At 42.8% G+C, this 14899-nt stretch carries 15 protein-coding genes; 4 read left to right on the top strand and 11 right to left on the bottom strand.

The genetic code is table 11. The features are described from left to right. Positions 1 to 105: 105 nt before the first annotated feature. The 6 genes from F946_RS02405 to glnK form a co-directional block, all read right to left on the bottom strand. A complete protein-coding gene (locus F946_RS02405) occupies positions 106 to 765 on the bottom strand; it encodes a riboflavin synthase (protein ID WP_004978564.1) in 660 nt (219 codons plus the stop codon). Between the two features lie 23 nt (positions 766 to 788). Beyond that, positions 789 to 2087, bottom strand: a complete 1299-nt coding sequence (locus tag F946_RS02400) for a DNA adenine methylase (protein WP_004692850.1) — start codon at positions 2085 to 2087, stop codon at positions 789 to 791. Further along, positions 2084 to 3187 (bottom strand): bifunctional diaminohydroxyphosphoribosylaminopyrimidine deaminase/5-amino-6-(5-phosphoribosylamino)uracil reductase RibD, encoded by a 1104-nt coding sequence (gene ribD, locus F946_RS02395; RefSeq protein ID WP_004978562.1) that lies wholly within the window; start codon positions 3185 to 3187, stop codon positions 2084 to 2086. The genes F946_RS02400 and ribD overlap by 4 nt, the downstream gene beginning before the upstream one ends. A 14-nt stretch (positions 3188 to 3201) precedes the next feature. After that, on the bottom strand, positions 3202 to 3660 hold the full coding sequence (gene nrdR, locus F946_RS02390) for a transcriptional regulator NrdR (RefSeq protein WP_004692852.1): 459 nt from the start codon (positions 3658 to 3660) through the stop codon (positions 3202 to 3204). A 151-nt stretch (positions 3661 to 3811) separates the two neighbouring features. Continuing rightward, the gene (locus F946_RS02385) at positions 3812 to 5215 is read right to left on the bottom strand and encodes an ammonium transporter (protein WP_004978561.1); all 1404 of its coding nucleotides are present in this window, start codon (positions 5213 to 5215) and stop codon (positions 3812 to 3814) included. Positions 5216 to 5274: 59 nt separating this feature from the next. Beyond that, a complete protein-coding gene (gene glnK, locus F946_RS02380) occupies positions 5275 to 5613 on the bottom strand; it encodes a P-II family nitrogen regulator (protein ID WP_004281042.1) in 339 nt (112 codons plus the stop codon). Positions 5614 to 5887: 274 nt separating this feature from the next. Here glnK and F946_RS02375 point away from each other — a divergent pair, with 274 nt between their 5' ends. After that, positions 5888 to 6115 (top strand): accessory factor UbiK family protein, encoded by a 228-nt coding sequence (locus tag F946_RS02375; RefSeq protein WP_004692854.1) that lies wholly within the window; start codon positions 5888 to 5890, stop codon positions 6113 to 6115. A gap of 65 nt (positions 6116 to 6180) precedes the next feature. Further along, on the top strand, positions 6181 to 7668 hold the full coding sequence (locus F946_RS02370) for a YifB family Mg chelatase-like AAA ATPase (protein WP_004978560.1): 1488 nt from the start codon (positions 6181 to 6183) through the stop codon (positions 7666 to 7668). Positions 7669 to 7739: 71 nt separating this feature from the next. On the opposite strand, the gene F946_RS02365 is transcribed toward F946_RS02370, so the two are convergent. Both F946_RS02365 and F946_RS02360 read right to left on the bottom strand, forming a co-directional pair. Beyond that, positions 7740 to 8510: a TorF family putative porin gene (locus F946_RS02365; protein ID WP_004978559.1), complete on the bottom strand. Its 771-nt coding sequence runs from the start codon at positions 8508 to 8510 to the stop codon at positions 7740 to 7742. A 346-nt stretch (positions 8511 to 8856) separates the two neighbouring features. Beyond that, positions 8857 to 9627 (bottom strand): TorF family putative porin, encoded by a 771-nt coding sequence (locus tag F946_RS02360; protein WP_004978557.1) that lies wholly within the window; start codon positions 9625 to 9627, stop codon positions 8857 to 8859. A gap of 459 nt (positions 9628 to 10086) precedes the next feature. Between F946_RS02360 and F946_RS02355 the strand changes: the two genes are divergently transcribed. Continuing rightward, a complete protein-coding gene (locus F946_RS02355; protein ID WP_035326393.1) occupies positions 10087 to 11433 on the top strand; it encodes an OprD family outer membrane porin in 1347 nt (448 codons plus the stop codon). 104 nt (positions 11434 to 11537) lie between these two features. Here F946_RS02355 and ppa read toward each other — a convergent pair whose 3' ends face one another. Further along, on the bottom strand, positions 11538 to 12062 hold the full coding sequence (gene ppa, locus F946_RS02350; RefSeq protein ID WP_004978552.1) for an inorganic diphosphatase: 525 nt from the start codon (positions 12060 to 12062) through the stop codon (positions 11538 to 11540). A 117-nt stretch (positions 12063 to 12179) separates the two neighbouring features. Next, positions 12180 to 12584 (bottom strand): MAPEG family protein, encoded by a 405-nt coding sequence (locus F946_RS02345; RefSeq protein ID WP_004978550.1) that lies wholly within the window; start codon positions 12582 to 12584, stop codon positions 12180 to 12182. Between the two features lie 107 nt (positions 12585 to 12691). Here F946_RS02345 and F946_RS02340 point away from each other — a divergent pair, with 107 nt between their 5' ends. Next, entirely contained in the window at positions 12692 to 13072 is a 381-nt protein-coding gene (locus tag F946_RS02340; RefSeq protein WP_004978549.1) for a hypothetical protein, read from the top strand. Between the two features lie 46 nt (positions 13073 to 13118). Here F946_RS02340 and F946_RS02335 read toward each other — a convergent pair whose 3' ends face one another. After that, positions 13119 to 14798, bottom strand: coding sequence for a long-chain-fatty-acid--CoA ligase (locus F946_RS02335; protein ID WP_004978546.1), 1680 nt, complete (start codon positions 14796 to 14798; stop codon positions 13119 to 13121). Between the last annotated feature and the right edge of the window lie 101 nt (positions 14799 to 14899).

The following is a 14899-nucleotide window of genomic DNA, read 5'->3' as shown; positions in this document are numbered from 1 at the left end:
CATACTCAATTGCTTACCTATTCATTTCAAAAGAAAAACTCCCTCATTTTGGGCAAATAGGGAGCTCATCTTTTGTCTATTCTTGCTGCAATCTAAACGATTTTTCTATTTCAAGAAACCATTTTGTGCCAAAAAGTCTAAACTAATTTTAGATTGTGGGGTAGTTTCCGCAGCTTTGTCACCCATCATCAGACGTTCAATGTAGCGTGCTAACACATCCACTTCAAGGTTCACTTGACTCCCTGCCTTCCACGTTCCAATGTTGGTTCGTTCAGCCGTATGCGGAATTAAATTGAGGCTTAAAATACGCCCACGCAAATGATTAATGGTTAAACTGATCCCATCGACCGTGATCGAGCCTTTTTCTGCCAAGTAACGTGCAATCTCGGCTGGCGCAGTCACTTCAAAATAAAGCGAGCGTGCATCTTCACGCACAACGGTGATTTCACCCACAGCATCGACATGACCTGACACAATGTGTCCACCAAAACGTGTAGTGGGCAACATCGCCTTTTCCACATTGACACGTTGGCCAACTTTCCAGTGGGTCAGTGTGGTTCGGTTCAAACTTTCACGTGAGACATCGGCAGCATACCAGTGCTCACCCCAGTCAATCACTGTGAGGCAAATGCCATTGGTGGCAATCGAGTCACCCAAATGTACATCTGACATATCAAGATCCGTACCAATGCGTAACCGCACATCGCCACCGACATTTTGTACGCTTTCAACCGTGCCTAGACTTTCGATGATCCCTGTAAACATTTCTGATTTCTACCTCTATATTTTTACCACAGCGCCAACTGTGTCGTGACCCCAGATGTATCGACTCCACCCAATTCGGCATAATGGTACAACTGTCCCAGTAGCTGACGAATTGGCGGACCTGACTTGGCATGGGTATCGGTAATCACAATAAACTCTAACACACGCGCACGCTCAGACTGACGCTGCTTACTCACGCGATAACGCGGTACATCCTGCGTTAATAAAGTCACGCGACCTCGCTCCAAATTGGCTTTGAGCAAGTCCCCTGCTTCAATATTACCATCGGTTGAATAACTGGTCAGAATGTAACGTGCATTGATGGTGGAAAGTAATTTTTCATATGCCTCTTTGGCATACTTTGACGAGTTATAAGGACTCGGACGCTCTTTGCGCCACGCACGGTCAATTCCGCTTTTAAAACCTTTGGTGTCTGGTGTCGGCAAATCCACCTGATCCCATAGCGTTAAAGCATTTAAGACATGATAATTACTGCTGTAAGCATGCTGGTTATAAGGTGGATCTAGATAGGCTACATCGACCTCAAAACTACTCATTTGGTTTGCCAAATGCTGCGCATCGACACACCACATTTCAGCCATCGGATTCTTTTGCTTATTATCACCCACTTCACTAAAACGACTTGGAGTCAACCACAGCAAGGATTCAATCCGCTCTAGCGCTGTTTGGGTTTTACCGCCCCAACCGTGGTGGAAGCTTTTAAAGACGCCGGAAGTATTGCTGACAAAACTTGCAGAATACAGCAGCGGTGCCAGTAAAGCAGACATCTCCACATCATCGATTGCCCCTTGTGCCTGCCATGTGGCAATTTGCTGACGAATCGCATCAATACGCATGCCGTTGCGACGTTTGAAGAACAAACGATCTCGGCTTGGATCATAGATCTCATCATTTCGCGGACACAAATTATGTGTCACCCAACCCTTAACTTCAGGCAAGCGGTTTAAATAATCAATAGCCTTTTGATAACCACCCAACTCTTTAAATGCAGGTGCTTCGGTACAAGCTAAAATGGCATGGTTCAGCGCATGGCTATACGGTTCCCAGTCATTGGCAATCACGCGATAACCATTTTGACGTGCCAAACGTGAGACCACGCCTGAACCTGCAAAGAAATCAGCAAAAATAGGCGCACGACCATCTGCACGGTTTAAAGTCCCTGTACTCTCAAGCGCTTCTAAAATCAGATGCAACAAACGGCGCTTATTCCCCAAATAAGGAACAAGTTGATGAAATAGATATTCATCGGTGGTACGTGCCGCGTGACGACGTTTATGATAAACCGTAGACTCTGAACTCATAATGACTCTTGAGATGGGATAAGCGTTAAGCGCACATCGTCACCCAATTGTGTGACATCCATAAGCTTAAAGCGGAGTTGCTCTGCCATCTGAGAAAACTCAGCATTGAACATTGCACGTGCAGACTGACCCAATAAGGTCGGTGCTACATAACTAATCATTTCATCGACCAACTTCTCTTGTAAAAAAGCCGTCGATAACGTTGCACCTGCTTCAACCATGACATCGTAAATCTGATGCGATTGAACCAACTGCGTTAATAACTGATCTAAAGGTTGTACAGCAAACTGTAGCACGCCTAAATCAGCCAATGCTTGACGATAAGGCCCCATCACCATCACAGTATCAGGCTGTTGTAAAATTTGAGCCGTCAGCGGCAAGCGGCCTTGACGGTCCAACACCAGACGTTTCGGTTGTACAACCGTTGTCAGATCCGCAACACTCGGAAGCTGTCTGACATTGAGCTGAGGATCATCGGCCAATACGGTTTCAATCCCCGTGATCACGACACCAGAAATGGCACGAAAATGCTGGACATCCAACCGTGCTGCTGGGCCTGTAATCCATTTCGACTCACCCGAAGCCATCGCTGTTCGACCATCTAAACTAGAGGCAACTTTTAAACGCACATAAGGCATGCCAGTAGCCATGGCTTTTAAAAAGCCCGCATTCAACTGATGCGCTTCGGTTTGGCAAATGCCGACATCGACCTCTATGCCTGCTTCTTTTAAAATTTGTACCCCTTTACCAGCCACCAAGGGGTTAGGATCTGGACAGGCAATCACAACCCGCGCCACACCTGCCTCGACCAAACCTTTGGCACACGGCGGTGTACGCCCATAATGCGCACAAGGCTCTAAAGTGACATAAGCGGTTGCGCCTTGAGTCTGTTCGCCCGCTTCGCGCATCGCAAAAACTTCTGCATGTGGCTGACCCGCTTGAGGGTGATAACCCATCCCCAGCAACTGCCCATCTTTGACAATGACACAGCCTACATTTGGATTTGGCTTGGTGCTGTATTGACCTTGCAGTGCTAAAGCAATCGCTTGTTTCATCCAAGCTTGGTCAGCGTGTAAAGCACTAGACTCTAATTCAGACATGGATGCCAACTCGCTTAATGTTCACGTTGTTGCATTTGTTCAATTTGGTGACGAAAGGCATCGACATCTTGAAAGTCTTGATAGACCGATGCAAAACGCACATATGCAACATGATCTAACGAAAATAAAGATTGCATGACAATTTCACCAATGGTGCGTGATTTCACATCACGCTCACCTAAACGGCGGATTTGCAGCTGAATATCGCTCAAGACGGTTTCAATTTGCTCTTGCGTCACGGGACGTTTTTGTAAAGCATGCATCAAGGAACGACGCAATTTTGCTTCATCAAAAGGTTCACTTTTGCCATCCGACTTGATCACACGAGGCATGACCACTTCATAACTTTCAAAGGTTGTGAATCGTTCACCACAACTAATACATTCACGACGACGACGAATTTGACAACCTTCAGCGGCCAAACGTGAGTCGATCACTTTACTGTCTTCAGCGTTGCAAAATGGACAATGCATAGTGGTTAAATTGAACAAATTTGAATGGTTTTAGAGTGTAGCAAAAATTCGGTGTTTTGTAGAGTTTTACGCTAGATATAGAAAAAAAACAGCCCTTTCGGGCTGTTTCACACAATATATTGATTATACTGTTTATTTATTATTCTATTGATTAGTCCACACGTTCGCCATGTTGGCTCAAATCTAGGCCCATACGTTCATCATCAGATTCAACGCGAATTCCAATCACCAGATCAATCACTTTTAAGATAAGGAAGGTTAATACTGCTGAGTATGCAATCGTTGCCAATACCCCTTCAACTTGAACCCAAAGTTGATGCATCACATCACTTGGTGCTTTGTCGCCCATGATGAAATCGCTTGCAAAGAATGCCGTTAAGATTGCACCCACGATACCACCCACACCGTGTAAACCAAACGCATCTAAAGAGTCATCGGCTTTTAAAGCACGTTTCAAGGCACTGATACCCCAGAAGCACACCACACCACCGATTAAACCCATCGCCAGTGCACCGCCGACAGTCACAAACCCTGCTGCTGGTGTAATCACTACCAGACCAGCAACCGCACCAGATGCAGCACCGAGTACTGAACCTTTACCACGTGCAACTTTTTCAGTAATTAACCAAGAGATTGCCGCTGCTGCTGCTGCTACTTGAGTCACAAGTAATGCATAACCTGCTGAGCCGTTTGCGCCCAATGCAGAACCACCATTGAAACCAAACCAGCCGACCCACAGTAAGCTTGCACCCACAACGGTTAATGCCAAGTTGTGTGGAGCCATTGATTCACGGCCTAAGCCCATACGTTTGCCGAGCATATATGCAGCAACCAAACCCGCCACACCTGAGTTGATGTGTACAACGGTACCGCCAGCAAAGTCGAGTGCGCCATCATTTGCTAACCAACCACCGCCCCATACCCAGTGAGTAATTGGTGCATAGACCACGACTACCCAAATCGAGATGAAAGCGATAAATGCGCCGAATTTCATCCGTTCTGCAATTGAACCACTAATAATGGCAACTGTAATGATGGCAAAGGTCATTTGGAAAATAACGAATAGAACTTCAGGAATCGTCCCTGTGAGTGCATCTGTGGTGATCCCAGTCAGCATGAACTTATCTAAGCCACCGATAAAGGCATTGCCCTCACCAAAGGCCAATGTATAACCGATAATGACCCATGCAATACTCACCACTGCCGCAGCAACAAAGCTATGCGCCATGGTGCTTAAGACGTTTTTCTTACGAACCATACCGCCGTAGAATAACGCTAAACCTGGAATGGTCATTAATAAAACCAGTGCTGTGGAGACTAAAATCCACGCCGTATCACCTGTGTCTAATGTTGGTTCTTCTTCTGTAGGTACGGGTGCTTCTACTGGAGCAGCAACGGCTTCAACCGCTTGTACTGCTGGAGCAGCCACATCCGTTGTTTCAACCACTGTGACTTGTTCTGATGGAGTTGGCGCTGTTGCTGCTTCTTCAGCCCAAGCAACAGAACCACCTAAAAGTGCGCCAGATAAGCTCAGCGCGAATAGCATCTTTTTCATTCGTATCCCCCAACCTAATTTGTGCGAGTTATGTGTTACTCAGCAAACTTCATGCCAAATTAAACGGCATCGGCACCTGTTTCACCTGTACGGATACGGATGACTTGCTCTAAATTTGTGACGAAAATTTTACCGTCGCCAATTTTTCCTGTACTAGCCACACGTGTGATTGACTCAATCACCGCGTCGACCATTTCATCACTGATCGCGATTTCAATTTTTACTTTTGGTAAGAAATCAACAACATATTCAGCGCCACGATAAAGTTCAGTATGACCTTTTTGACGACCAAAGCCTTTGACTTCAGTTACCGTGATCCCTTGAACACCAATTTCAGACAGTGCTTCACGCACATCATCCAATTTAAACGGTTTTACAATTGCAGTTACGAGCTTCATGTTTGTTTTCCTTCGGCTTATTTCACCAGTAAGGTTTTATGTTCAAATTTCATGCCAAAAATTCTTAGGTTGGGGGAAAAGAAAGTCTGACATGAGTTTTCTTTATACCCTATTCTATACATTTAAATGCGTTTTGAGCTTCAAAATTCAGGTTTTTTAGTCGAAGATTTATGATTTTTTTACAATCGATGAAATCATATTTCATCTGAAAGGCTATAGAGTCAGAAGCAGCAATGGTACACTGCTGTCACTTCTCCAACTGTTGGATATAGAAATGATTGAAACTTTATTACAAGCCATACTGGAACAAGTCGAACAACCTAAACAAGACTTAGAACATAATTTACGCGCACTGCTCAATGAAGCAGTCACCAAGATGGATTTGGTTTCCAAAGATGAAATTGAACGTCAACGTACTGCACTGAATAATGCCAATTTGCGTTTAAATGACTTATTGAAACAAGTGGAAGCTTTAGAGTTACGCATTCAGAACAAAAAATGAGCACCTGTTTGGTGCAACAAAAGACGCATAACGAATTAAAATAATGCACTATAATGGAACAAAAGATGTCTTTTGCCAAAATTTACACTCGAGCTTTGCTCGGTTTACACGCACCTTCGGTTGAAGTTGAAGTTCATCTGAGCCAAGGGCTACCCTCTTTAACCATTGTGGGGCTTCCCGAAGCAGCCGTTCGGGAAAGCAAAGATCGGGTGCGCTCCGCCATTATCAATAGTGGCTTTCAGTTTCCGACCAAACGCCTCACCATCAACCTTGCGCCCGCAGATCTGCCCAAAGACAGCTCACGACTGGATTTGCCTATTGCACTGGGTATTTTAATTGCCTCTGGTCAGCTCCCCGAACAAGGAACTGAAAATTTTGAATTTATAGGTGAGTTGGCACTTGATGGGCAACTGCGACCAATTTCAGGTACTTTAAGTATTGCGATTGCCTGCCAGCAAGCTGGACATCAACTGATTTTACCTGAGGCCAATGCGCAAGAAGCCTCTCAACTGCCCAATTTTCAAGTATTTGCAGCGCAACATTTAAAACAAGTCTGTGAGCATCTGTCGCAAAACCATCTCATCCAACAGTTTCAACCCACGGCGCTAAAAGCCTCCCAACATTACAAATTTGATTTGGCCGATGTTAAAGGTCAACTACGTCCGAGACGTGCCTTAGAGATTGCGGCAGCAGGTGGTCATTCTTTGCTATTTAAAGGACCGCCAGGAACAGGGAAAACCCTATTGGCTTCACGTTTAGCCAGCATTCTACCGCCCTTGAACACGCAAGAGAATTTGGAAGTGGCAAGTATTTACTCGGTGGCCAATCATCAACATCCTTTTGGGCAGCGGCCATTTCGTGCACCGCACCATACAGCTTCTGCGGTTGCCTTAGTCGGTGGTGGATCACAACCCAAACCCGGTGAAATCACTTTGTCACATAAAGGCGTGCTGTTTTTAGATGAATTGCCTGAATTTGACCGCAAGGTTTTGGAGGTTTTAAGACAGCCGATTGAAGCCAAAGAGATTGTGATTTCACGTGCTTCACGGCAAATCACCTTTCCAGCCAATTTCCAACTGATTGCCGCAATGAATCCGTGTCCCTGTGGTTATGCTTTTAATCAAGATAGCCGTTGCCAGTGCTCAGTCGAGGCGATTAAGCGCTACCAAAACCGCATTTCAGGGCCTTTGCTGGATCGAATTGATTTACATATTGATGTACCACCCTTGCATGCTTCTGAATTGCAAGACACACAAGCCGTGGAAGACTCGGCGACTGTACGTGAGCGCGTGATTCAAGCTTATCAATGGCAAATGCAGCGCCAAGCTTGTCTCAATATGGCATTATCACCCAAACAACTCGAACAATTCGCACCGCTAGATGGACAAGCGGCTTTAATCTTTGAAAAAGCACAACAGCGTTTAAATTTGTCTGCTCGGGGTTATCACCGTATTTTAAGAGTGGCCAGAACCATTGCAGATTTGGCCCAGTCAGAGCACATCCAAACAGGACATTTGACCGAAGCTCTCTCCTACCGACAACAAAACGCCTAAAAGTCGCTAAACTCCACATAGAAAAACCCCTCTAGCCCTAAGGGCTAGAGGGGTTTTGAAGATGCTAAAACTTAGAAAGTTTTAGTTAAAGTAAATACTGCACCTGTTTCTACACCACGTGCTGTCGCATGATCCAGATCATCAGTATCAATATTGGTTCCTACCGCTGCTAACTCTGCTGTTGCGCCAGGAATAGACTGGAATGCATAGGTCACACCCACTTTCCAATCGACATAATTGTCATCATCACCAAATGAATATTTATCTTCATCACTCACCACGGTATAACCCACATTCGCGACACCACCAAAGCCCGTTGAACCAAATGGAATCGCATAACCAGCATTGATGTTCCAACTGTCTGTATCTGCTGCAACATAGTCATTGGTATAGTTTACATTGGTCAGTAGACTGTCCCCTTCAGTGAAGACACTCGCAAAGGTTAATTTGCCATAAAATTCTAACCAGTTCAGATCATCTGCGCTTGGATAGTTGTAGTACACCATACCCACATCAAGCACTGGCTTGCTGGCAAAGCTTTCTAATGTTGTTGCAAAACCAATCGATGGATCGAGTTCTAAACTCGGTGAACCTTCGCCAAAATCAACATTTGAACCCCAAAGACCCAAATACAAGCCTGAGTCATGTGCCAAAGTAAAACCCGCTTGTACCGCTGGATCATTTTGGGTTTGAGTTAAACCACGGAAACGATAGTCGGTTGTTACAGCAGCACTTCCGCTAAAAGAGAAACCAAACGGTAATGCTGGCTCGTCATCTGCGAAAGTGAATGTAGAAGCTGAAGCCACCACAGCTAAAGATAATGCTTTAAGTGCAAATTTCATTGTTTGATTCCCCCACATCGTATCCGACGTTTTTTGGTTATTTCGATAAACTCATGTAGGTAGTAGCAATAGCTATGCCACATTCAATTCAAAACCAGACCCATTTTTCAAAAAATCATATTAAGAATTTGTTTTTATTCAATTTATATGAAATATAAAAAAATTAACTCGCACTCAACTTGATCGTAAAATATCTTCGCGGTGAATTGAAGCCAAGCCCATCAAGCAAACATAATTGTTTACAATATGCGCTATTTTGAGACTCATCTTTGGAATGTACGTTTTTAAGTGCATAAAAAAAGTGCATCCCCAACCGATCAGGATGCACTCTTCATATTTGTAACATTTAGAAGTTGTAAGTTAAACCCAGCACCAGATGGTCTTCTAAATCCTCTCCCATACGATTATGTACACCATAAATATAATCCGCAGACATCTCGATCCCTGTTTCTGCAAAGGGTCTACTCAAGCCTAAGCGAACTTCATTAACAGTAAAGTTCTTCTCTGTAGTGAGTATGGCATCATCATGCTGACGATAAATCGATGCACCAATTGAACTATTGAATTCAAAGTTTTGTGGAAGGGCATAGTGATGTGCAAGGCTTAAATAGGTATCGCCCGCATTGGCATAGCTCACATCGGCTAAAGCCACCGTGACGCCTACATCAAAGTCTTTATAGCTCAGACTATTTACAAATTCCGCTCCAGTTGTACTTCGGTGTTCTGTTCGATCTTCATTATAGACCGAGCCGCCATCATTATATAAATAAGTCACAATATGTGAGCGATAGCTTAAATCTGGACTGAGTGTGCCTGCATACCCCATATAAAAATCATGCTCTACACCGTGATCTTTGCTGACATCTGCTGCATCATAATTCAGTGTTGAAGCCCAATAACCAGCATATAGACCAGATGCATGTTCATATTCAAGCCCTGCTTGTAGGGTAGGCTGATCATTTTCAATACCCCCACGATAAATATACTGACTGAGCACAGCAAGGCTTCCGCTAAGTCCGCCTTCTGAGCTTTGTTGCTGGGGCTCACTTGCGTTGACCAACACACTGCCAGTGGAAAAAATTAAAAATAGTGCAATTTTATGTGAATTCTTATGCATTTAAGCTCTCAAAATTTCTTTAGACATGAATCATTTACTGATTCCATACCCATAAATTTTAAAGCTATTTTTTAACAATGGGTCAATTTTCCCTAGGTAACTGCTGTGTAATTCATCGTTTGCCAATCTGGCTATGGGTGATTTTGAGCCGATTCCAAAAGCCCAGAAATATCTGAACACTTTGATTCATAAGCTAAAATAACCTCACAATCTATATATTATATTCTGCAATACATAGCAAAAAACAGAATTAAGAAGAGAAAAATAATTAAATGTTTTATAAAGAGTTATTTAAAAAAAAAGAGTATTTTCACTAAAAATAAAATATTTAAAACATATCACTTACAAAAAAATGCATTACTTTAGTTGAATATGTTAAATAAAAATGACAATTTTTCAGCGATTACTTATACAATTGCTGTTCTCTTTCCATCCAATTTGTATAAGGTTCGCTCCCCAATGCAAAACACAAAAAAATTAGCATTAGCAGTTTTAGTACAAACTGCACTTATATCAACAGCTTTTGCGAGTGAGCAAAGTGAATCTAAAGGTTTCGTTGAGGACGCTGAAGGATCAGTGCTATTCCGTACCGGTTATTTAAATCGTGATAAAACCAACTACCGTGACAATACTACGGGCTTAGAAAAACAAGTAGACGATACAAGTTCTGCAGCTCAAACCGCGATGGTTAAAATCGAATCTGGTTATACCAAGGGTATTGTTGGTTTTGGTGTTGGTATTATTGGCGATGCTTCATTTAAGCTTGGTGATAACAATAATGCTGGTAATGGAATGATCCCTCAGCACCCAGACGGCTCTGCATATGACCACTGGGCTCGTGGTGGTGGTATCGTCAAAGCACGTATTTCAAATACTGAAGTGCGTTATGGTACTCAAGTACTCGACTTACCGGTACTCGCAAGTAACACTGCTCGTTTAGTGCCTGAATACTTTGAAGGTGTGCTAGCAACAAGTCGTGAAATTAATGGTCTTGAGTTAACTGCAGGTAAATTTACCAAGAACCAATATTCAGACCAAATCAAAAGTGATGGTAATGAATTAGATCGTGCTGTTGTTTGGGGTGCAAAGTATAAATTTAATGATGCACTCAATGCATCTTATTTTGGTGCTGACATCAAAGACCGCTTAGATCGTCATTATGTGAATGCCAACTATAAACAAGCGCTTGTGAACAATAGCTCATTGACCTATGACTTCAGTGGTTACCATACAAAATGGGATACTAAAGCTGATGGCAGTGCGTATACATACTCGCATACGACCAGTGATCTAAGCGACTTAAGCAACAATATTTGGGCTATTTCTGGAACCTATAACACAGGTAACCACAATGTCATGATGGCTTACCAACAAAATACCGGTAATACAGGTTATGACTATGGTTTGGGTAAAGGTGTGGGTGATGGTCATCAGACTATTTACCTACCAAACTCTTACCTTTCAGACTTCATCGGTAATGATGAAAAGTCTGTACAACTTCAATATACCTATGACTTTGCAGGCTTAAATGTTCCTGGCCTAAGCTGGACGACTGCATATGTTTATGGTTGGGATATTGATGTTGCAGACTTAAGCAACCGTTCACAATTGATTGTAGACAATGCTACTGAGCGTGAATTCTTTAACCAAGTAAAATATACCGTTCAATCTGGTTTTGCTAAAGATGCAAGCTTACGTTTACGTCACTCGTATTACCGTGCGAGCGACGAATATCAAGCTGGTAACTACATTGGTGACACCAACGAATGGCGTGTTTGGTTAGACATTCCTGTGAAATTCTTCTAATTTCTACGGAAAAGCTAATCTAATAAAAAAACCTGCACAATGTGCAGGTTTTTTTATTGAAGCCTACAATCAAACACAGTTCAATTGAGGCTTCACAGACAGGCTTATTTTGCTGCTTCGATTGCTTTAAGCACTTCTTGCTTAGCAACTTCAGAACCTTCCCAACCTGTTAATTTAACCCACTTCCCTGGCTCTAAGTCTTTATAGTGCGCGAAGAAATGTTCAACTTGTTGGATCAGTAACGGAGGAAGATCCGTGTACTCTTCAATATCTTTATAAATTGGTGTTAATTTGTCGTGTGGAACTGCGATCAATTTCGCATCGATACCACCGTCATCTTCCATGTTCAATTTACCCACAGGGCGGCAACGAATTACTGAACCTGGTTCAACTGGATGTGGCGTTACAACAAGTACATCTAATGGATCACCATCTTCAGACAAGGTGTTTGGTACATAACCATAGTTCGCTGGGTAGAACATTGCTGTACCCATGAAACGATCTACAAAAAGTGCATCCGAATCTTTATCAATTTCATATTTGATTGGTGCTGCATTTGCAGGAATTTCGATGATCACGTAGATATCGTTCGGTGCATCTTTACCCGCAGGGATATTGCTGTAGCTCATAACATCACTCTTTAACAAGTTAAATCTTTTAAAAACCGCATCGATTATAACGGTTTTTGAGAAAAAAATATTTCTGCGATTATACATCCACTGGGTGAAAATATGTATGTTTCGCGCTTAGCCCATCGTCAGTCGAATGACCAACAATAATAAACAAATAGGACACAATAGTGACAAGAGCCAAACGATCGTACGGAGTGTCGACCAGTTGGCTAAATAGCAAATCCCATACAGCACACGAAAGACAAGGTAGGCAATACCAAACGTCATGGTGACCACTTGCGGAATCACCATATATTCAGCCATTAAGATGGCTGCAATAAATAACGGTAAACTCTCAAAGCTATTTTGTTGTGCTGCATTAGCACGTGCTGCCAGACCAGTCGTCTTGGCGAGAAATTCACGCGGATGTTGATTATCTTTGGCGCGAAATCCTGCTGCTTTTTTAGCAATGATTGTAAATACGTACGGTAATAAACAAGCAATTAAAATGAGATAAATAATCCCGCTAATGCTTTGCATTGGTTTTTTCTCATCAAGATCATTTTGAAGGCTATCATAGCATGGCATTCCGAGGATAAATTTGGTTAAATTATAGTGTTTTTATAATTTGCCGATGAGACTCCAGCATGGCTAGCCCTGATCAAAAAGAAATGTTCGACGTGCTCGAAATTCAGCGTCAACATCAACGCCAAGTGGATCGTGTTTTAAAGATTGTGCTTCCCGTTACTGCATTTTTATTGGCAGTCATTTGTGCCAATATGAATATTGGTTCGACTCTTGGCACACTGGTCATGCTGATCATTGCATTTTGGATGGTTGGAATTAAACGTCAAAACCTATGGTCTTGGTTGCTTGTAGTGACCGTCTATTGTCTGATCGATAATGTCCTGAGCTTCGGTAGTTTTGCTTTCCCAGCCTTTAGTCGTCAGTGCGGTACGATGCTGACCTTTGTTGGCATCTTGGGTATTGGCCGTCCCTATATTGATCGCTGGTTAATGAAAAATTAAATTTGAACATAAAAAAAGCGCCTGACGGCGCTTTTTTTATTTGAACTTAAGCTGTTTTACGTAAATCTTTACGTAGGATTTTACCTACGTTTGATTTCGGTAACTCATCCAAGAATTCAACATAACGCGGACGTTTGTAGCCCGTTAAGTTCTCTTTCGCAAAGGCCAAGACTTCTTCTGTAGTTAAAGATGGATCTTTCTTCACCACAAACAGTTTTGGTACTTCACCTGATTTTTCATCAGGTACACCAATGGCAGCTACTTCCAGCACTTTAGGATGCTTTGAAACCACTTCTTCAATTTCTGAAGGATAAACGTTAAAGCCTGACACCAAAATCATGTCTTTTTTACGGTCTACGATTTTAATATAACCACGAGCGTCCATGACACCAATGTCACCCGTACGGAAGAAACCATCTTCAGTCATCACTTTAGCTGTTTCATCTGCACGGTTCCAATAGCCACGCATTACTTGTGGACCACGGATTGAAATCTCACCCTGTTCACCCAGTGCAACTTCCTTACCATCATCATCCAAAATTGCAACTTCAGTTAATGGCAATGGAATACCAATTGTGCCACTGAACTCTTCTGACGCTGGCGGATTTGCCGTTGCCACAGGTGAAGTTTCAGATAGACCATAACCTTCAATGATGTTGGTTCCCGTAATTCGCTTCCACGCTTCTGCGGTAGAAGGAAGGACAGCCATACCACCGCCCATCGCCATTTTCAATTTGCTGTGGTCGAGTTGCTTAAACTCTTCATTGTTCACTAAAGCATTGAATAGCGTATTCACTGCTGGGAAGAATGATGGTTGGTATTTACGTAACTCTTTCATCACCGCAGGTAAGTCACGCGGGTTTGGAATCAAAACGTTGGCTTGGCCTTTGTACATACCGTACATCGCACAAACCATGAACGCAAAAATATGATATAGCGGTAATGCACAGAAAATGCGGTCATCAGGCTGACCGTCTTGTGCACCAAATTTACTTTGGAAAATACCATCACACTGCAACATGTTCGCCACAAGATTGCGATGTGTCAGTTCTGCACCTTTAGATACCCCTGTAGTGCCGCCCGTGTACTGAAGCACGGCTGTGTCACTTAACGTTAAGTTCGGACGCTTATAATTGCTCGCGCTGACTTTCGACATCGCTGCGTTAAAGCGAATATGGCCAGGAATATTCCATGCTGGAATTTGCTTACGCACTGAACGTAATACAAAGTTCACCAGTGTGCCTTTTAATGCACCTAACATGTCACCTACAGAGGCAATCACGACATGTTTAACTGGCGTTTTACCATTAATCGCTTGATAAACAGAGGCAAAGTTTTCGATGATCACCAAAACTTCTGAACCCGAGTCATTTAACTGATGTTCAAGTTCGCGCGCGGTATACAGTGGATTGACGTTAACCAGTACTAAACCTGCACGGAATACACCCAAAGCAACAATAGGATACTGAAGAACGTTCGGCATCATTACAGCGACACGTGAGCCTTTTGCTAGACCCAAACTTTGTAAATACGTTGCAAATTTACGGCTTGCTTCTTCTAACTCATTAAAAGTGAGCACTTTATCCATAAAGATAAAAGCATCACGAGAGCCAAATTTTTGGAAATTTCGTTCAAAAACATCTACTAATGACGTGTTTTCTGGTGGCAATTCTACAGTCTCTGGAATCCCCGTTTTTTGGTATTCTGCGAACCAAATTTTTTCCATATCGCCCGATTCTCCTATCAGTAATCCTTAAATTTCAACTATTGTTCTCAATATTAAGCGCTCTTTATTTAACTTCTGTTGCTTAATACTGCATCCATTTC

It is taken from the genome of Acinetobacter johnsonii ANC 3681 (assembly GCF_000368805.1).
Classification (GTDB): domain Bacteria; phylum Pseudomonadota; class Gammaproteobacteria; order Pseudomonadales; family Moraxellaceae; genus Acinetobacter; species Acinetobacter johnsonii.
Note: the sequence above shows the minus strand (reverse complement) of the source record. Positions and strands in the feature narration are given on the sequence as shown.